This window comes from Flagellimonas sp. (assembly GCF_965601775.1).
Lineage (GTDB): Bacteria > Bacteroidota > Bacteroidia > Flavobacteriales > Flavobacteriaceae > Flagellimonas.
The window spans coordinates 1,428,119-1,446,976 of record NZ_OZ271837.1; the positions used below are offsets into that span (position 1 = coordinate 1,428,119).

Annotated in this window: 18 protein-coding genes; 10 read left to right on the forward strand and 8 right to left on the reverse strand. The window is 39.8% G+C overall.

The window, feature by feature from the left end; genetic code table 11:
• The first annotated feature begins 6 nt into the window (after positions 1-6).
• The 5 genes from ACSLUF_RS06720 to ACSLUF_RS06740 all read left to right on the forward strand — a co-directional run bounded on the left by ACSLUF_RS06720 (position 7) and on the right by ACSLUF_RS06740 (position 4,829).
• Positions 7-708 carry a FadR/GntR family transcriptional regulator gene (locus ACSLUF_RS06720; protein ID WP_435625337.1) on the forward strand — a complete coding sequence of 234 codons (702 nt, stop codon included), beginning with the start codon at positions 7-9 and terminating at the stop codon, positions 706-708.
• Between the two features lie 206 nt (positions 709-914).
• On the forward strand, positions 915-2,222 hold the full coding sequence (locus ACSLUF_RS06725; protein ID WP_435625338.1) for an MFS transporter: 1,308 nt from the start codon (positions 915-917) through the stop codon (positions 2,220-2,222).
• A gap of 24 nt (positions 2,223-2,246) precedes the next feature.
• Positions 2,247-3,011: an SDR family NAD(P)-dependent oxidoreductase gene (locus ACSLUF_RS06730; protein ID WP_435625339.1), complete on the forward strand. Its 765-nt coding sequence runs from the start codon at positions 2,247-2,249 to the stop codon at positions 3,009-3,011.
• Positions 3,012-3,103: 92 nt separating this feature from the next.
• Positions 3,104-4,150, forward strand: a complete 1,047-nt coding sequence (locus ACSLUF_RS06735) for a PfkB family carbohydrate kinase (protein ID WP_435625340.1) — start codon at positions 3,104-3,106, stop codon at positions 4,148-4,150.
• A 7-nt stretch (positions 4,151-4,157) separates the two neighbouring features.
• The gene (locus ACSLUF_RS06740) at positions 4,158-4,829 is read left to right on the forward strand and encodes a bifunctional 4-hydroxy-2-oxoglutarate aldolase/2-dehydro-3-deoxy-phosphogluconate aldolase (RefSeq protein ID WP_435625341.1); all 672 of its coding nucleotides are present in this window, start codon (positions 4,158-4,160) and stop codon (positions 4,827-4,829) included.
• 215 nt (positions 4,830-5,044) lie between these two features.
• Here the strand turns inward: ACSLUF_RS06740 and ACSLUF_RS06745 are convergent, their stop codons facing one another.
• The 3 genes from ACSLUF_RS06745 to ACSLUF_RS06755 all read right to left on the reverse strand — a co-directional run bounded on the left by ACSLUF_RS06745 (position 5,045) and on the right by ACSLUF_RS06755 (position 7,210).
• Positions 5,045-5,884, reverse strand: a complete 840-nt coding sequence (locus tag ACSLUF_RS06745) for a helix-turn-helix domain-containing protein (RefSeq protein WP_435625342.1) — start codon at positions 5,882-5,884, stop codon at positions 5,045-5,047.
• Entirely contained in the window at positions 5,881-6,609 is a 729-nt protein-coding gene (locus tag ACSLUF_RS06750; RefSeq protein WP_435625343.1) for an alpha/beta hydrolase-fold protein, read from the reverse strand. The genes ACSLUF_RS06745 and ACSLUF_RS06750 overlap by 4 nt, the downstream gene beginning before the upstream one ends.
• Before the next feature lie 67 nt (positions 6,610-6,676).
• A complete protein-coding gene (locus ACSLUF_RS06755; RefSeq protein ID WP_435625344.1) occupies positions 6,677-7,210 on the reverse strand; it encodes an SRPBCC family protein in 534 nt (177 codons plus the stop codon).
• A gap of 330 nt (positions 7,211-7,540) precedes the next feature.
• Here ACSLUF_RS06755 and ACSLUF_RS06760 point away from each other — a divergent pair, with 330 nt between their 5' ends.
• Together ACSLUF_RS06760 and ACSLUF_RS06765 are read left to right on the forward strand one after the other, a co-directional pair.
• Positions 7,541-8,665, forward strand: a complete 1,125-nt coding sequence (locus tag ACSLUF_RS06760) for a hypothetical protein (protein ID WP_435625345.1) — start codon at positions 7,541-7,543, stop codon at positions 8,663-8,665.
• 103 nt (positions 8,666-8,768) lie between these two features.
• Positions 8,769-10,388, forward strand: a complete 1,620-nt coding sequence (locus ACSLUF_RS06765; protein ID WP_435625346.1) for an alanine/glycine:cation symporter family protein — start codon at positions 8,769-8,771, stop codon at positions 10,386-10,388.
• 47 nt (positions 10,389-10,435) lie between these two features.
• On the opposite strand, the gene ACSLUF_RS06770 is transcribed toward ACSLUF_RS06765, so the two are convergent.
• The 5 genes from ACSLUF_RS06770 to ACSLUF_RS06790 all read right to left on the reverse strand — a co-directional run bounded on the left by ACSLUF_RS06770 (position 10,436) and on the right by ACSLUF_RS06790 (position 14,302).
• Positions 10,436-10,798 carry a hypothetical protein gene (locus ACSLUF_RS06770; RefSeq protein WP_435625347.1) on the reverse strand — a complete coding sequence of 121 codons (363 nt, stop codon included), beginning with the start codon at positions 10,796-10,798 and terminating at the stop codon, positions 10,436-10,438.
• Between the two features lie 17 nt (positions 10,799-10,815).
• Complete coding sequence (locus ACSLUF_RS06775; RefSeq protein WP_435625348.1) at positions 10,816-11,202, reverse strand: hypothetical protein; 387 nt, start codon at positions 11,200-11,202, stop codon at positions 10,816-10,818.
• A gap of 63 nt (positions 11,203-11,265) precedes the next feature.
• A complete protein-coding gene (locus ACSLUF_RS06780; protein WP_435625349.1) occupies positions 11,266-11,892 on the reverse strand; it encodes a CatA-like O-acetyltransferase in 627 nt (208 codons plus the stop codon).
• A 177-nt stretch (positions 11,893-12,069) separates the two neighbouring features.
• Entirely contained in the window at positions 12,070-13,452 is a 1,383-nt protein-coding gene (locus tag ACSLUF_RS06785) for a hypothetical protein (protein ID WP_435625350.1), read from the reverse strand.
• Between the two features lie 163 nt (positions 13,453-13,615).
• Entirely contained in the window at positions 13,616-14,302 is a 687-nt protein-coding gene (locus ACSLUF_RS06790; protein WP_435625351.1) for an arylesterase, read from the reverse strand.
• Positions 14,303-14,372: 70 nt separating this feature from the next.
• Here ACSLUF_RS06790 and ACSLUF_RS06795 point away from each other — a divergent pair, with 70 nt between their 5' ends.
• The 3 genes from ACSLUF_RS06795 (at position 14,373) to ACSLUF_RS06805 (ending at position 18,756) form a co-directional block, all read left to right on the forward strand.
• Entirely contained in the window at positions 14,373-15,062 is a 690-nt protein-coding gene (locus tag ACSLUF_RS06795) for an ABC transporter ATP-binding protein (protein WP_435625352.1), read from the forward strand.
• Positions 15,062-17,614 (forward strand): ABC transporter permease, encoded by a 2,553-nt coding sequence (locus ACSLUF_RS06800; protein WP_435625353.1) that lies wholly within the window; start codon positions 15,062-15,064, stop codon positions 17,612-17,614. Before ACSLUF_RS06795 ends, ACSLUF_RS06800 begins: the two co-directional genes overlap by 1 nt.
• 128 nt (positions 17,615-17,742) lie before the next feature.
• Positions 17,743-18,756 carry a GntR family transcriptional regulator gene (locus ACSLUF_RS06805; protein ID WP_435625354.1) on the forward strand — a complete coding sequence of 338 codons (1,014 nt, stop codon included), beginning with the start codon at positions 17,743-17,745 and terminating at the stop codon, positions 18,754-18,756.
• Positions 18,757-18,858: the final 102 nt, after the last annotated feature.

The following is an 18,858-nucleotide window of genomic DNA, read 5'->3' on the forward strand; positions in this document are numbered from 1 at the left end:
TAGAATATGAAAGTAGAGATTTTAACAAAAAACGAGAATAGCAATATCCAACGGGAAATCATCTCTAAGCTAAGAGATTATATAGAGTATAAGAATCTGGAGCCAGGGGATAAATTACCTTCGGAAAGGATGTTGACCGAAAGATTTCAGGTAAGTCGAAGCAATATTCGGGAAGCCATTCAAAAATTGGAGTTCTACGGAATTTTGAAATCCAGACCTCAAAGCGGAACGTTCATTGCAAATATTGGGAGGGTCGCGATGAGCGGTATGCTCGACGATATTTTAAGATTGGAAGACCCCGATTTTAAGTCGTTGGTTGAAACAAGGATTCTTTTGGAATTGAAAACCGTGAAATTGGCGGCATTGCGCAGGACTGATGAGGATTTGGAAAAACTTAAGGAAGCTTTGGACGCTTATGAGGCTAAAGTTCTCAATGGTGAAAGTGCAGTGGAGGAAGACTTACTTTTTCATTTGGCAATTGCCAAAGCAAGTAAAAATGTCACTATGAACACGTTCATGTTAATCATTACGCCGGAGATTATCACAAACTTTGAAAAGTATCATGTTTGTGACTCAAATCTGTCGATGCAGGGAATTTCTGAGCACAAAGAAATTTTTGAGGCCATCAAGGATGGAGACCCAAAAAGAGGGAAAGAAAAGATGAAGGCACACTTTAAAGTATTGTACCAATATTGCTACAATACCTAAGAGTACGGGTAAAAATGGAAATGCACGCTTCGTTTTTACCATGGAATAGAAAATAGGAGGGAAGTAGAACTTAACGAAGAAAATACGATAATCCATTATCAACGGGATGGGGATGTATTTCATGTAGTTTCTACTTAGATAGACGAGGATTTTAATATTGAGATTATCCAGATTTAATGGGTTTTCAAACCCTAGACTATTAAAATATGAAACTTAAAGGCTTACGTTGGTGGGTTATAACGTTGATAGCGTTGGCAACCGTTATCAACTACATAGACAGACAAGCATTACCTGTATTATGGCCAGATATGGCCCAGGAGCTTTACCCAGATAAAACCTCGGATGAAAGAAAGGCAATCTACGCATTGATTTCCACTTTCTTCATTTTTTCCTACGCATTTGGGCAAGCCATTTTTGGGAAGATTTTTGACAAGATTGGAACAAGATTAGGATTTACCTTATCCATAGGATTTTGGTCTTTAGCCACAGCATTACATGCCTTGGCAAAAGGAGTTGTGAGTCTTTCCATTTTTCGTTCTTTATTGGGTATCGCCGAGGCAGGAAATTGGCCTGGAGCGGCAAAAGGAAATGCAGAATGGTTTCCGACCAAAGAGCGGGCGTTTGCACAAGGAATCTTCAATTCGGGTGCAGCAATTGGAGGAATTGTTGCTTTTCCAACCATTGGCTTGCTATCCATCTATTTCAGCTGGCATTATATTTTTATTCTGGTAGGCTTATTAGGACTCATTTGGCTTGTTCCGTGGTGGATTCTGGTAAAATCGCCCCCAGCAAAACATCCTTGGATTTCTGACGAGGAGCGAACATATATTTTGACCGGACAACAGAACCAAGACAACGATGGGGATGGCATACAGGATGAAGGGTACAATCCCGCAACGGGCAAAATGCTGTCCCATAAAGAAAGCTGGGGTGTTATTATTGCATCTGCTGCAATTGATCCCATCTGGTGGTTGTTCATTTTTTGGATACCCATATATCTCAATGAAGTGTATGGTATGGATGTGAAAGCCATTGGCTTTTATGCTTGGGTACCTTATGTAGGTGCTATGATAGGAGCTTGGTTTGGAGGACTTTTAGCGCAAAATCGAATTAAAGCAGGTTGGACGGTAAACAAAACCCGCAAGTTGGTCATTACGTTAGGTTGCTTGATAATGTTACCCACCTTATTGGCCATGGCTAATCCTGGTGGACCTGAAATAGCCGTGGTGTTGATGGCCATAATCCTATTTGGTTTTCAAGTTGCCATCGGAAATGTACAAACCTTGCCAAGTGATTTATTGGGCGGAAAGTCAGTAGGTACACTAGCCGGTTTGGCAGGAATGGCAGCAAAATTGGGAGCTTTTGGCTTAACCGCTTTAGTGCCTTGGCTGACTTCTGGTGGAAACTACACACCGGCATTTATTATTGGAGCAGCACTGGCCATCATAACCATGGCAAGTGTCTGGATACTATGCCCAAAAATCGAACCCTTGAAAGAACAACAAATTAGATAGTTAAAACTAAATCCAACAAATAAAATGAGTAATTCAAAAGGAAAAATAGCGGTTATCACTGGTGCAACTGGAGGTATTGGCTTCCAAGTTGCTAAAAGACTAGGTGAAGACGGCTATACGGTGATTTTAAATGGAATTGAGGATGGGAAAGGTGAAGAACGAATAAATGAACTTACTTCCGCAGGTATAGACGCCGAATATTATGGTTTTGATGTGACGAACGAAGAGGAAGTCAACGCCAATATCAATAAAATTGGTGAAAAATATGGAAAAATAGATGCGCTGATCAATAATGCCGGAGGTCTTGGAGGAAGGTCCCGTTTTGAGGAAATGACCACCGAATTCTATAGAAAAGTAATGGCCTTGAATTTGGATTCCACTTTTTTTGTCTCAAGAGCAGCGATTCCTTTTTTGAAGAAGGGGGAGAACCCTTCCATCATTAATTATACTTCAAATGCCGGATGGAATGCCGGTGGACCTGGAGCTGGAATCTATGGGACCTCAAAAGCAGCGGTACATACCTTAACAAGGGCCTTGGCAAAAGACTTGGCGGAGTATGGTATTCGGGTAAATGCGGTTTCTCCGGGAACCATAGACACCCCGTTTCACGAGCAAATCAAATCTACAAAGCCTGAGGTTTTTGCTTCTTGGAAAAATAATATTATGTTGGGACGTCTAGGACAACCAGAGGAAGTAGCATCGGTAATTTCCTTTTTGGTAAGTGATGATGCCGCTTTCTTAACAGCAGAGACCATTCAAATAGGGGGAGGACAAGCTCTTGGTATTTAATTAAAAAGGTAGTAGACTTTCGGGAGAATATGAAGTACGAGAAAGTATATATTCAACCGGAGGGAATAAAATCAACTAGAAGCAATCAATAAATGAAAAAAGTAGTCACATTTGGGGAAATTATGTTACGGTTGGCTCCTCAAGGATTTTTGAGATTTTCGCAAGCCAATAATTTTGATGTGGTTTATGGAGGAGGCGAATCGAATGTTGCAGTCTCGCTTGCCAATTATGGAGTCCCCGTGGATTTTGTAACCCGACTTCCAAACAATGATATTGGGCAATGTGCACTCATGGAAATGCGGAAACGCGGAGTAGGTACAGATAAAATTATATTTGGGGGAGACCGTCTTGGGATTTACTTTTTGGAGACCGGTGCGGTTTCAAGAGGGAGTAAGGTGGTGTATGACAGAGCCCATTCTGCTATGGCAGAAATACAAAAAGGCATGATCAATTGGAAGGAAGTTTTTACCAAGGTAGAATGGTTCCATTGGACAGGAATAACGCCAGCAATTTCTCAAGGGGCTGCCGATGCCTGTCTTGAAGCGGTTAAAGTGGCGAGTGAAATGGGAGTTACCATATCTACAGATTTAAATTACCGCGCCAAACTTTGGAAGTATTGCGATGATGCAAAAAGGGAGGAAATCATGTCGGAGCTTACGGCCTACTGCGATGTAGTTTTGGGCAATGAGGAAGATGCGGAAAAGCACTTTGGCATTAAACCGGAGGGATTGGATATTACCACCCAAGGAGAACATGTTAAGGCAGAAGCCTTTTTATCCGTTTGTAAACAGATGATGGAACGTTTCCCACGTGCCAAAAAAGTAATTACTACGCTTAGAGGCTCCCTTTCAGCTTCGCATAACACTTGGGCTGGGGTATTGTATGATGGAAAAACCATGTATAAATCCCCAGAGTATCAAATAACGCATATTGTGGACCGCGTAGGGGGAGGGGATTCCTTTATGGGTGGACTAATTTATGGCCTTTTAAAATACCCAGAAGACGACCAAAATGCTTTGAATTTTGCTGTGGCCGCTTCATGTTTAAAACATACCATTAAAGGAGATGCCAACCTAGTGACGGTCTCCGAAGTGGAGAAATTGATGAGCGGTGATGCTTCGGGAAGAGTAGCAAGATAAGTTTGATATGGCACAATATTCAAGAATAGAAGTAGCAGAAACGATGAGGGCCCAAGGAATGGTGCCCTTATTTTACCATCCCAATATTGAATTGGGAAAAAAGGTTCTAAAATCTTGTTATGATGGAGGTTCAAGGCTAATGGAGTTTACCGCAAGAGGAGATTTCGCTTTTGAGGTTTTTTCAGAACTCAATAAATACGCCATTAAAGAATTACCAGGAATGATTTTGGGTGTTGGGTCCATTACCGATGCAGCAGCGGCCTCTTTGTTTATGCAAATGGGAGCCAATTTTATCGTAACCCCTTCCCTAAGGGAAGACATCGCCATTGTTTGCAATCGAAGGAAAGTATTATGGTCACCCGGATGTGGCTCCTTGACCGAAATTAATAGAGCAGAGGAATTGGGTTGTGAGATAATCAAATTGTTTCCTGGTTCAACCTACGGCCCGGGATTTGTAAAAGCAATAAAAGGCCCACAACCTTGGACTAGCATCATGCCAACAGGAGGTGTGAGTACTGAAAAGTCTAATCTTGAAAGTTGGTTTGCTGCCGGTGTAACATGTGTTGGGATGGGTTCAAAGCTTATATCCAAAGAAATTTTAGCGAAGCAAGATTTTGCAGGACTACAATCCCTGGTCTCAAAAACTTTACAAACCATTCAGGAAATCAAGGCAAAGTGATCAAATAACTCCAGAAATAAGAACGCCTGGTCGTTAGCAAATAGATTGAGGTGTTTGACCGTTTAAAACCATCACAAACTCCTCTGGATTCCATTGCAAGTATGGAAAGAAGAATTAGCCTTACCGTTAAGGCATTCAACTATTTTATATAGCAAATGTTAGGAAGGAAGCACGGAATACTTTGGTGAACTGAATCAAAGATTTATCAAAAAGGTTCAAAACGTCTTTTTATACTCGGAAGGGGCGAGGCTATACTTTTTTGAAAAGGATTTTGAGAAGGTACTCAGGCTGTTGAACCCACATTCGAAACAAACATCCGTAATCCTTTTGTCTGTGTACTGCAATAGCTCTGCAGCTTTTTCGAGTCGCTTGTTTGTAATGTAGTGTGCTGGGGTATCTTTAAAAATTTCCTTGAACCTTCGTTTGAAGGTAGAGAGACTCATATGGTTCAAATCCGCGTAGTCCTTTATATCCAAATCCTCAAACAACTGTGCTTTTACAATGGACTTAAAACTCAAAACCACAGGGTCAAACAAACTTGTAAGTAGTCCACGAATACCAGGATAATCGATATTATGAAGTAAAAGAATCAACTCTTTTAGTTTTAGTACAATCAAATCATCCGTTACAAGCTCAGGATTCTCAAAGTAAAAGAGCAATCCTTTGATGTACTCATCGATTATGGTTTTTTGTGGAATTTTGGTAAAAACCTGGGTTCCTATTTCGTTTTCTTTTTTTAAGAATTCGGGAGTGTTGTTTTCATAAATGAAGTTTAGCACCTCAGGAGTTACGTGAATAGCGATTATTTCACAGAGTTCACGCGCACCCCCGCTTATCCAATTATTGACAAACGAACCGCATTTCATCAATACACTTTCATTTGAGGTGATGGATTTTTGTTCCAACCCTCCATAAAGCATACCTTCTCCAGCAACTGAATAAATAAAACAAGCTTCTTGATCAAAATTAGCGGCAGGTTTAAAGGGCGGTCTAAAGATGACCTTTTCAAATACCTTGGTTTCCTGAAGTTGATATGAATCGTGTTCGAGTATCATTTTGGGTGATAAAAGAAAGTAAATAAGGTTTCCAGCTGTCCTGCCCAGTTTTCAAAATCGTGACCTCCAGCAGTTTTTTCCGAATGTATGTTATACCCTTTTGATTTGTAAATACTTTGAAGTGGACCCACATAGTTCTCAGCATCGTTTACACCTGTTGAAATATAGATGTTCAGCCGTTCGTTTTGCGAAAAGGAGATGTCGGCAATTACGGTTTTACAGGGATAGGTGACCGGGGATAGCAAAGCATAATTTTGAAATGCGTTGGATTTGGCCGAAAACCACGCTCCATTGAGACCTCCAAAAGAGATACCCACCAAGGTCCTGTTTGCAGAGATAAAGGATTTGCCAATCAACTGCTCAGTTTGAGGTAATACTTCCTTTTCAAAAAAATCTAAATAGTCCGGATTACAAAAAAAGTAGGTATTACGTTTGTCTATGTTGTCCTTTAAATCCACAGAACTGACAAAGGCCAGATAAACAGGGGGAATTTTGCCTGCTTTAAACAAAGTTTGCAGGCGTTCCATAAAACCTGCTTTCAACAATTTTTCTCCATCTGTAAAGTACATGATGGATGTAATCGACTCCGCCGCCCCCAAATGAAAAACTTCAATTTTGGTCTTTGTACCCAAAATGGGACTATCGATTACTAAATTCTTGTCTCCAGCAGTAAGATAGAAAACAGCAAAACAGCAAATAATTCCGAAAAGGATATGCTTTTTCATGACTTAAAGGTATAAAATGTGAAAAGCACCTTTTACAAAAAGGTGCTTCTACTTCAGGAAAATCCGATTACGATTTAGCATTGTGCAATTCAAACAATCTGGCCATCATTTGGTTAGAAACCGTATCCAAAAAGCCTACAAATTGCTCCTCATTCATCTGGGGATTTTCCACAAAAGTCCAACCTCCTGAACTCCAAACTACCATACATTTTTTATATCCTAAGTCCACAACCTTGAAGGAATTGACCATGTTTTTGGCGGGTACACCGGAAACCGAATAGGAATAAAACCTTTTTTCATCATCATAGATTAAAATGGTCTCTGTAAATGCTGGGTTTTCTGTGTTTTTTCTAGTTTGACCCGGAGCAGTACAATTACGCTTAGCACCTACGCCAATGGGTCCAGTAACCCACGAATCGCCAATAAAGTCAGGAGTGAGTTCTTCGACTTTATCAAGTTTACGAAGCCTTCCCCAAACCTCGTCAGCAGAGGCATTAATAATTTGGGTTTTGGTCATTAGCGCATCGGTGGTTTGCGCTTTGGTGGTGGTAAAGCCTCCAAAAATAAGGGCAGCAATTAGAATTGTTTTTTTAGTCTTCATTGTATTCGTAATTAGTGATTAACGAAAACAAAGTTCAAAAGAAACCATTTTCAGGGGTTGCCGATGAGGTTCAATAAGTTGTTCGTAAGGGTCAGATGACCTAAAAGAAGGTTTGCCTCTCGATTTACTGCCAAAGAATAGGCCTGTTGCTGTCAGTTTCCAACCGGTGGTTTTAAAATTAAGCCAAATCACTCATCTGTATTGAATCGAACAAAAACTAAGCTTTCACCTACGAATGTATTCTGGGGAGATGCGGGAACTTTTTATTTTGATTTTCTTTTTTTTAAATAAATATCTTTAGTACCGGAAATTGAGCAACTAAGCTCGATTTTGGTTAATACGCTAAGTTTGACTATTGTTTCTTCCACGGATATTTCCATTTTCTATGGATGGTGGCAATTTTCGGTATGTCTTTTTGCATTTCTCGCACTATTATCAATTTGGTATCATATCGGGAAAAGGCAAGATGATTTTGGCCAAGTATGGTTGGCTCTGTCAATTTTGTGTTGGTCGGTTTCTGGTCTTATCGAAATTGTCCCCTGGGAGAATATGGGCACAAGTCTTCATTTTAAAGAGGGTTTTAAAAGCATATGCTCATTGCTGAATAGCCTTTTTATTCTCTTAGCACTACCTTGGTTTAGATATCTGCCCAAACCATTTGCACATATCATAAAATCTAAGTTTTGGCCCTATATCATTGGACTTCCTTTTGCTTTTGCCCTTCTTCCCACGCTTCATAAAATGTTTCTTGCCCAATCAACATCAATCATTAGTGAATTGGACGTATATTATGCTTTGTTGACCCTATTTTTCTTAGGCTTTGTGCTTTGGGAATCATTTGAAAGGAGACGACTTCCTTTGTTGGCCTGGCTCTCTGTGGTAACCATTATAATAACCTTGGTGGCCCAAATATATAAGCTATTGGATAATACGGTTAACCTGTTGCTGTTCTCCGCCATATTCAAGACATCTTTGATTATGCTTTTCTTTGCCCTCGCTTTGAGCTGGGTAAAGGAACTTACAGAAACTGTTATTCCCACTCCGAACCAGCTAAAACTCCTATTTTTCAAGAGTATTGATCAAGATAACAAGCATGTTTTTCAAGTTTCTCTACAGGGATTTCCTGGAAATGAAGCTAGAGTGGTATCTCTCACACCAGCGCATTATAGATTATTTAAGCTCTTTGCTGAACGCAAGCTTGGCAAAACCGCCGGATGGCTCGAAATCAAACCTAAAAACTTTGATGTTTCCAAAAACTATGACATCAACGATCACAATGAGATAAAAAGACTTGTTGTCTCGCTTTTGGATGGCCTTTTTGGCAAGCAAAGTTGGACCAAAGACAAGCACTTTGTTCCACTAAAAACCACGCTTTTTGAAATGTCGGAAAACCGAGAAAGAAGAATTAGATTGCTTCTTCCAAAAGAGAATATCTACGTAGAGGATGGGATGTAAGCCTTATCCTGTCAGTTTTTGAACTACTGACATTTTTAAATTCATTCCGACATCAACCATCTATTCCGATTCTACACTTGATATTTCGAAAAATTTTTGGAATATGAGCACTGCGTTGTTTTTTGCTTTTAGGTTGCCTTTTCAAGTTCAATCGATTGCTTCTTCCGTGGGAAAAGGCCTGGATGATAGAATAAATGATGGTTTTATGCCTTTTGCCATTTGGTGGGAAAATTTAATACTATCAGAAGCAGACATTTTTGGTATTGGAATTCCTTTGGTTTTGATTGTTCTAATCTTGGGAGCCTTGTTTTTTACCCTCTATTTTGGTTTTGTAAACATTCGTCACTTTTCGACAGCTATTCAGGTAGTTCGTGGAAAATATGATGAGTTGGAGCGTGAAGTACCAAAACTGAAACCTGCGGTGTTAGCGGTAGATGGGGATTTGAAAGGAACTATCAAGGATGAAGGTCATTTAGGTGAGGTCAACCACTTTCAAGCCCTGGCAACTGCGGTCTCAGGTACCGTTGGTCTTGGCAATATTGCGCTGGTAGCGGTTGCTATTTCCATTGGAGGGCCGGGAGCAACTTTTTGGATGGTGTTGGCAGGATTGCTGGGCATGTCAACTAAGTTCGTAGAATGTACGCTCGGTGTAAAATATAGGGATATCGATAAGGATGGGACAGTCTTTGGTGGCCCCATGTATTATTTGTCGAGAGGCTTGAAAGAAAAAGGCCTTGGAGTTTTGGGTAGGTTTTTGGCTGTTGTTTTTGCCATCCTTTGCGTAGGGGCCTCTTTTGGAGGGGGCAATGCGTTTCAGAGCAACCAAGCAGCCGCTCAAATCATAGGGCTATTTGAACTTTCTGGGTCAGCCATGGGTAGCATAATTGGGTTGGTCTTTGCCATTTTCGCTGGAATAGTCATTATTGGGGGCATCAAACGGATTGCCAAGGTGACGGAGAAGGTGGTGCCTATGATGGCGATTTTGTATGTAGGAGCTGCACTTTTTATCATTTTCTCCAAAATTGACTTGATTGATGATGTATTGACCCTGATTCTGACTGAAGCATTTAACCCAATGGCCACTGTTTCCGGTGGATTCGTGGGTGTTATGATTCAAGGATTCAGGCGTGCTGCATTCTCAAATGAAGCAGGAGCGGGCTCAGCTGCGATTGCGCATTCAGCAGTAAATACAGCTTATCCAGCTTCAGAAGGATTGGTTGGTCTTTTAGAACCTTTCATTGACACCGTTTTGGTCTGTTCTATGACGGCCATAGTCATTATCTTATTTAATATGGATGGTGCCTTTATCTATGGGGATGTGGTGAATGGACAGGCACTTTTGCAAAATGGAAGCCGTTTAGGAGGGGTTAATATTACCTCTTTAGCCTTTGAAAGCTCAATAAAAGGTTCATCGTATGTCCTGATGATTGCTGTTTGCCTGTTTGCCTTTTCTACCATTCTATCTTGGTCTTATTATGGCCTTCAGGCCTGGAAATACCTTTTTGGACGCGGAAAATGGATTGATTTGACCTATAAGGTGTTGTTTTTGGTTTTTACAGTTTTGGGCGCTGCAATTACTTTGGATGCCGTAATAAAGTTTTCAGACGCTATGATACTGGCACTGGTTTTTCCAAATATGGTAGGGCTATTGTTTTTGTTTCCTGATGTGAAAAAAGAATTTGTTAACTATGTTAACCTGATAACAAGAAATAAATCGAAGTGAGGAAATATAGTTTTAATAACTCCTTCTTTTTCATAGTTTTCAAATAGTTAATAGGGCGAATTGTCCTGTACTTTAGACAATAGCCATTTGATATCTTCTGGAAGAATTTCGCCGATATCTACAAATTTGATTCGTTTTGCATGTTTGCCGCTGCCGCTAAATTTTAACCTGTCATGGGAGATTGAGTCGACATGGTGAACATACAACATACAAGTATCATCTGTTCCCTTCTGGATTCCACATAGGACATTGTTTTTTCCACCTCTGCTGTACAATGCCAGCTTTACCTTTGCACCTCCAATTACCGACTCCTCCAAATTAGAGAAAGAACTCAATACAAGTTGACGAAGCTTTAACCCCATTTCCAATGCTTTTGAGTCTTCTTCAAACATTTTGACAAATTCTTCCATGACAAATAGTTAATCAGTTAGTTGTCTTGCTTGCTGTGTTTTTCAATACACCCATAATAAAAAGGCCTGAACTCGAATAGTTCAACATCAAATATGTGATGTTTGACCGAGAGGTCCATTTTTACAATGGAATCAGCTGCAACGCTATCCCTTGCTTGCAATAGCATAAAACCTTTGTCTGCATATCTGCCTCCCACTATGATTAGCCCGTTTTTCCTCAACTTTTGTAGGTGCTGGGAATGTTCCGCAAAAAAGAGTTGCTCATTAAAGGGAATTTGATAGTTCCAACTTTCGCCAGGAGTGTAAATCATGGTGAAGGTCTTGTTCGTTTTATTTTCTTGGGCACTGCCCAAGGTTGCAGCTATAAAAAGCAAGCAAAAAATTAATGAGTTTGTTTTTTCCATCACTTATATGACGATTTAGGTTTTTTTATTTGGACAGCTCCAGATTCTTTTTTTGAATTTGTACTATCCTTGATTCAATAAATCTTGAAACTTCTCTACAAATTGTCCAACATGAATACCATCCACTAGAGCATGATGCACATGGATGGAAACCGGAAATTCATAAGTTCCCTTGGTTTCTTTCATTTTTCCGAATGAAATTTTTGGACAGCTATCACTATAACCGAAATGCCGCGCATGCGAAACGGAAGTAAAGTCCAACCAGGGAAGGCTGGAATAGTGAATAACATTTTGACTGCCGGTTCCCGGTACAAGACCTTTGGATTCCCTCACTTCTTGAATTACAGGTAAAGCCAAATCCCTAAAAACTTCAAAGTCCTCATTGTACTTGAGATATGAAAACCCAAAAGTTCCGTTCGTTCTGTTAATGGTTGGAGAGGCATCAATAGTTTCGTATTTAAAGACCTTGTCATCTTCTATTCGGTATCGCAAATTCTCAATTGAATTAGCTGCAACCAAGGATTTATGAAGGTAGGAGAGAAAAAAAGACTCCTGTTTGTTTTTGGCTTCTTCGTAAGTATTGGTGCAGTCCAATCTGACGGTAATTCCAAAGAATGGCTCATCAAATGCGGAGAAAAACTTAAAATGCTCGTGCCGATTCCAGTTTTCTAAGTCTAATTCCGTTTTCACTGTCCTACTATATATTTTTTCAACTAAACTCTCGGTGACATGTAAAATAATACTTCCAATTTACTTCTTTCAACATAAACTTCGTGAGGGAAGGTATAAGTGTCCATAGTAATTGGATTATTCATTTTTTGGTTGAATGTTTAATTAAGATATTGTAGTTGATTTATTATCCAACAATTAGTAAAAATAGCTGGCCTCATTTATCCAATGAAAACGCCTTTTCATTAATCTAAAGTCTTCTATGTTGATTGGACTTCTTTTTGCCGTTATATAAACGGAATCGTTTCTAATGATTCCCCTCAGTTTCATGGTATTTGAATCAGACAGTTCAAAACGAAACCTATCTACTAATTTATGATTTACCAATATTGAATCCATCTTTATCCACGTGTCGTCCGACATACCTTTTTCGTTGTATATCTGTTGCTCTTTAAAAGATAAATCGGTTAGATTTCCATAGATGACAATTTCTTTTTTATCTGGCTGTACATTTATAAATGCGGTACTGTCTTTTTGAAAACGAATAGCGTCAGCCATTTTATCCCCGATAATAATTTGCCGCCATCGCAAAGGATTATTTTGGGTTAAGGTATCCTTATTCACAACAAATGATTCAATATCATAAAGTCCGGAAAATTTGGATTTAGCATTCAGGTTTTCCTGCATAAACTTCTGATAGTCGAAGTATTCTTTCACCTGATACATCAGAAAAAAACCAATTACCAAGTATTTTACTATTGTTTTTGAAGTGTTCATCCACCTTTTTTGAAATACAGGAGCTTTGATTCTCGGAAGAGAAACTGCTTGACCTGAAAAAAAGAATCGAAGAATCCTATGGGCATCTCGCAGCAATAAAAAAGAAGCCATAACAAATAAGGCCAACGGATACATTTTGGCATGTACATCATAGTTAAAGTTTACTGCTACGATATTAGCAAGAGCACCCATGGTCAAGATAGCTCCGAAAGTGGTTGTTCTGCGGAATAGCAGAAGTAATGCTGCGCATTCAGCTATACCCATAAAGATGTTGTAACCATAGGAATAGGAAAAAAAAGCCCAAGCCAGATGCATAGGAGACATGTCTCCTACTTGCTCGGTCAAAGTATAATACCCAAGATCAGGAAATTGCATTTTAAAAAATTTCTCAAGAGCAAAGAGAAACAGGGTAAATGCCAAATAGTAACGAATAATTGTGGTTAACCAATAATAGAGTTGTTGGTAAGTTGTACGTTTTCTATCCAATAGACTCCAAACTACTGTTCCGACCAATGCTAAAGAAGCTATCAAGAAATAAAGTAAATAGACGTAGGTTCTATCGTTATGTTCCCCATCATAGGGGGATATAATTAGGCGTGGAATCTGAAAAAAATGTTCCCCTAGCCAGGAAATGGAAGCGTCCAATACAGTAGAAAGAGGTCCATAGTAATACAATTGTGAAAGAATGGGATTAACCGACCAATCAAGCAGGACTATAAACAGGATAAAAAAGATGAAGACAAAACGAAACGCAAATTTTTCATAGTCCTTCCAAGGTAAAGATGGATTAGGTTGATTTTTCATCTGTTGCTATTTATTGCCTTGGGGGACTTTAAAAAGATACTTAACTCAATTCCACGTCGCGCCCAATACACTAAATAAAACCTGGAAACTCATTAAGATAGAAGTAAAATACAACCTTATGTACCGAAAATGAAATAATTCTGGGGTTTTCGAAAACGGTAAGTCAATCCACCACAGTTTTCAGCACAGACCACACATTTTCCTTTACAATTTCATGACCCTCTGGAGTCGGATGAATACCATCCTCCAAATTCAATTCTGGAATACCTGCGACTCCCTCCAGCAAGAAAGGGATTAGTGCAATTTGGTTTTCTTCTGCCAATTCAGGAAAGATTTTACGAAACTCTGTGGTATATTCTGGTCCCATATTGGGTGGAATTTGCATTCCAGCTAAAACAATTTTGGTATCGCTATTCTTTTCTTTGACCACATCAATCATGGCTTGTAAATTTTTACGGGTTTCCACCAAGGGAATACCACGAAGACCATCATTAGCACCCAATTCGAGTACGAATACATCCACTTTTTGCTTTAACACCCAATTTAAACGATTCCTGCCTCCTGAGGTAGTCTCACCACTAAGACCAGAATTGATTACCGTATAGTTAAGACCCAATGAATCCAATCGACTTTGGATAAGCGCTGGGAAGGCCTGTTCAAGTTCCAAACCATATCCTGCAGTAAGACTATCTCCAAAAAACAAAATCACTTTTTCGGAGCTTTCTTCTTCGACTATGTTTTCCGTATTGTCGTTCTCATTTGGGATCTCTGAAATTTTATCAGAAGCATTGCGACAAGAAATGATTAAAACAAACAGTAAAAAATAACGAAACTTTAAGAGGTCATGCATAAAATAAAGGCCTTAAAATAAAATCAATTACCTATTTTTCAGGTTTAAGAAAAAAGGAAGCGATAGCGCTATGTCAAAGATATTAAACGTCGAGCATCTGGGGAAAACCTACACAAGTGGCTCGAAAGAATTAACGGTGTTGGACGATATCAATTTTAGCATCGAAGCAGGGGAGACCTTTGCTATTGTTGGACCATCCGGAAGTGGAAAAACCACCTTGTTGGGTCTTTGTGCAGGATTGGATTATCCGGATACCGGGTTTGTGGAATTGTCAGGCACCAATTTAGGAAGTTTAAATGAGGACGAACGAGCCCAGCTACGAAATGAAAAAGTGGGCTTTATTTTTCAGAATTTTCAATTACTCCCGACACTAACTGCTCTTGAAAATGTGGTGGTCCCTTTAGAGCTTCAAGGAGCAAAAAATCCAATTAAAATAGGCAAGGAGCTATTGGGTAAAGTAGGTTTAGGTGACCGCCTCAGCCATTATCCTTCGCAGCTTTCTGGAGGGGAACAACAACGCGTAGCCTTAGCTCGAGCGTTTTCGAATCGCCCTTCCATTTTATTTGCAGATGAGCCTACAGGAAATCTGGACCAAGATACCGGAGATCGTGTTATACAATTGCTTTTTGAGCTCAACCAAGAGGCAGGAACCACTTTGGTCATAGTTTCCCACGACCTGGAGTTGGCCCAAAAATGCAAACGTCTTTTGCGATTACGGGGAGGAAAAGTGGTCTCCAACGAAGTTTTGATTGAATCGTGATGCAGTCTCAAGACAAACAATCCAAAGCCGGATGGAAATGGCTTTTTAAAATGGCATGGCGAGATAGTAAAGCCAGTGGGAGTCGTTTGCTTTTGTTTATGGCTTCTATCATTTTGGGTATTGCTGCTGTGGTTTCCATCCAATCTTTTAGCGAAAATCTGGAAGAAAATATCGCTATTCAATCCAAAACCTTGATGGGTTCTGATTTCGTGATTGATAGCAATCAACCTCCAAATGAAAAGGTAATGGCCATTATCGATTCTCTAGGTGGTGCGGACGGACGCTCTGTTGGTTTTCCTTCGATGGCAGTGTTTCCAAAAAGCGGAGATGCCAAATTGGTAGGGGTTCGAGGCATAGAGGGAGGATATCCCTTTTACGGAGAATTGGAAACCAAGCCCATATCCGCAGCACAAAACTATCAAAAGGAGGGTGGTGCCTTGGTGGATGCCACGCTTATGTTGCAATATGGAGTAAGCAAAGGCGATTCCATCAAATTGGGAAATTCTGTGTTTCCTATCGTGGGTACGCTGATTTCCGCGCCCGGAACCTCTGGTATTGGAGCTTCTGTGGCTCCTCCTGTAATCATTCCGTATGGGGCCATAGAGGCCACAGGCTTGATTCAAGTGGGCAGTCGTGTAGGATATGATTTTTATTTTGTTGCTGAACCGGAACAGGACCTAGTAGCACTGGATAAGCAGGTAGACCCTCAACTTGATGTGGAAAATGCAGACCTTGATACGCATATCAGTACAGCAGAACAGTTGGGAAAAAGTTATGAGAATTTCGGAAAGTTTCTGAACCTTATTGCTTTTATAGCGCTTTTATTGGGTTGTGTGGGAGTTGCCAGTTCCGTGCATATCTATATTCAGGAAAAATTACGTTCGGTTGCGGTTCTAAAATGTATCGGTGCCACCCGAAGACAGACTTTCCTGATTTATTTGCTTCAAATTGCCGGTATGGGGTTATTTGGAGGTATGCTTGGCGTACTGGGAGGATTGCTCTTGCAACAATCCTTTCCCTTGTTGCTTCAAGGTTTTTTACCTTTTGACGTACAGATTTCACTGGTTCCCAATGCCCTAATTTCGGGATTGATATTGGGCGTGTTACTATCGGTTTTATTTGCCTTAATGCCATTATTGAACACCTGGTTTGTTTCGCCCTTGCAGGTGTTGCGAGTTGACTCCAGCGGAAATCAAAAATCACGAAAACTTCAATATTTGGTGGTGTTGGGGATTGTTCTTTTTGTTTTTTCATTCTCCTTTTGGTTATTGGAAAGTACCCGATATGCGCTCTTTTTTGTCCTAACCGTTTTAGTGGTCTTTGCACTTTTGGGTGGAGTTGCCACACTTTTTATGCGGGCGATAAAGAAATATTTTCCAACTTCCTGGGGATTTACTTCACGACAAAGTCTGTTGAATTTATATCGTCCCAATAATCAGACAACGGTGCTTATTCTGGCCATTGGTGTAGGGGCCTTTTTGATTAGCACACTTTATTTTACAAAAGATATTCTTTTGGCCCAAGTCTCGTTGGAAGCCTCAGAAGATACACCAAACCTTATTCTGATGGATGTCCAAACAGAGGAGAAACGTGCTGCGGCCCAAAGCATTGAAGAATCGGGACTCTCCGTTTTGAATAACATCCCTATTATTACCATGCGAATGCATCAAATCAAGGACCGACCCGTACGTGAACTTATTTTGGATTCCACGGCGACTCAAAATCGATGGGTGCTCTTCCACGAATTTCGAGTCACCTACCGGGATTCCATGGTAGCATCCGAACGGACCGTTGAAGGTGAATGGCCCATTGAACGAAAAGAAAATGGGATTATTCCCATCTCCATATCCGATAATGTTGCAGCTGATGCTCAGGTCAAAGTAGGGGACACTTTGGTATTCAATGTTCAAGGAGTTTTAATGGAAACCCAGGTAGCCCATCTTCGAGAGGTGGATTGGGCGCGAATGCAAATCAACTTTAATATTCTTTTCCCTTCGGGAGTCCTTGAAGAGGCGCCCCAGTTTCATGTGTTAACTACGAAAGCCCCCGACGCCGCAAAATCGGCTTCAATACAACGAGAGTTGGTACGCAGGTTTCCGACTGTATCTATTATTGATTTACGACAAATATTTGTCGTTATTGAGGGTATCTTAAGCAAGATTGCTTGGGTCATAAATTTTATGGCTTTCTTCAGTATTCTTACTGGAATTATCGTGCTTATTGGATCAGTACGTACCAGTAAATATCAGCGGATAAAAGAAAACGTGTTACTACGTACGTTAGGAGCCAAGAGTAAACAAATTCTTCGAATTACTGCTCTAGAATATTTCTATTTGGGCCTTCTGGGAGGAGGTATTGGTATTATACTATCATTATTGGGGAGCCTCATGCTGGCGCGGTTCGTTTTTGAAGTAAGCTTTGTGCCTTCTGCGATACCCTTTTTGGTGGTATTGCCCGGTATTATAGTTTTGGTACTGCTCATTGGTATGTTGAACAGCAAAAGTGTACTGCAAAGTCCTCCATTGGAAGTCCTCAGAAAAGAAGGAGGGTAATATTGCCCGTTTTTTGTTCATGAAGATATGGCTCATTTCCATACCATGCTCCCAAGGTGTACCAATTGAGCTAGATTAAATGAATTCAATAATTTTTATAATATTTACAGTATACACTAACCTAGGTTATGAAACTGATTTCTTTTATTAAGAAACTACAGGAGATTAATGCTCTTTCCAAGCACGAGCAATTGGTTTTAGGAGTTGTCGAGGCAATTGATTCGGGTGCACTTTCTCTCGGTGATCAGTTACCCTCTATAAATACTATGGTGGAAGATACCGGGTTTGCTCGAAAAACTATCGTGAAGGCCTACGATGAATTAAAGGATAGGGGGTTGGTAGAATCAAAAAAAACCAAAGGATATTTTATTGCAAATAGTAATACCAAGGTCTTTTTGAAGATTGCTTTGTTAATGTATTCTTTCCAAAGATTCCAGCAGGAGTTCTACAATACTCTTAGGGCTGAGTTGGGGGATAAGGTGCAAATTGATATTTTTTTTCATCACAACAATGAGGAGGTATTTGAAACCATCTTTTTAAATATCAAGGGAAAGTATGGAATGTACGTTGTAGCCCCCATTGAAAGCGATAAATCAAGAAAAATTCTAAAATCCTTAAGCCCGGAACGATTGATTATTGTCGATAGGTTTCTGAACTTAGGCCCGAAATATTCCTATATCACACAGGAATTTGTGGATAGTACCGGTAGCAACCTAACAGAACTCTTGCCTAGAATCAAAAAGTATCAAAAGATGGTACTCTTTTTCAGAAATGATATGGACTATCCCGAGGGAATTTTATGGGCGTTCAAAGAATTCACTAAAAAGAATACTATTGATGGAAGAATCTTTTCAAGCTACGCACCTAAAACTGTGGAAAAGGGGGTTTTGTATCTATTCATTGGAGATTCTGATTTGTGGCCTTTATTAAAGGACAGTATCAGCTCAGGGCTGGAATTGGGAAAAGATATAGGAGTACTTTCATTCAATGACCATTTAGTGAAGGAAATTATCTTGGGTGGAATAACAACCATTTCAACGGATTTTAATGCCATGGCAGTAAAAACCGCGAAGAATATTAAGGACCCTAGTTTCTCAAAATTTGTTATACCGACCAAGTTGATAGATAGAAATTCGCTATAACTCTTTTCTATAAATATTTAGGTATTCTGCTTTTACACTCATTAAAATAACACATTAATAATTTTTAAGCATAAATATTTTGTCATCATCAATATTTTTATA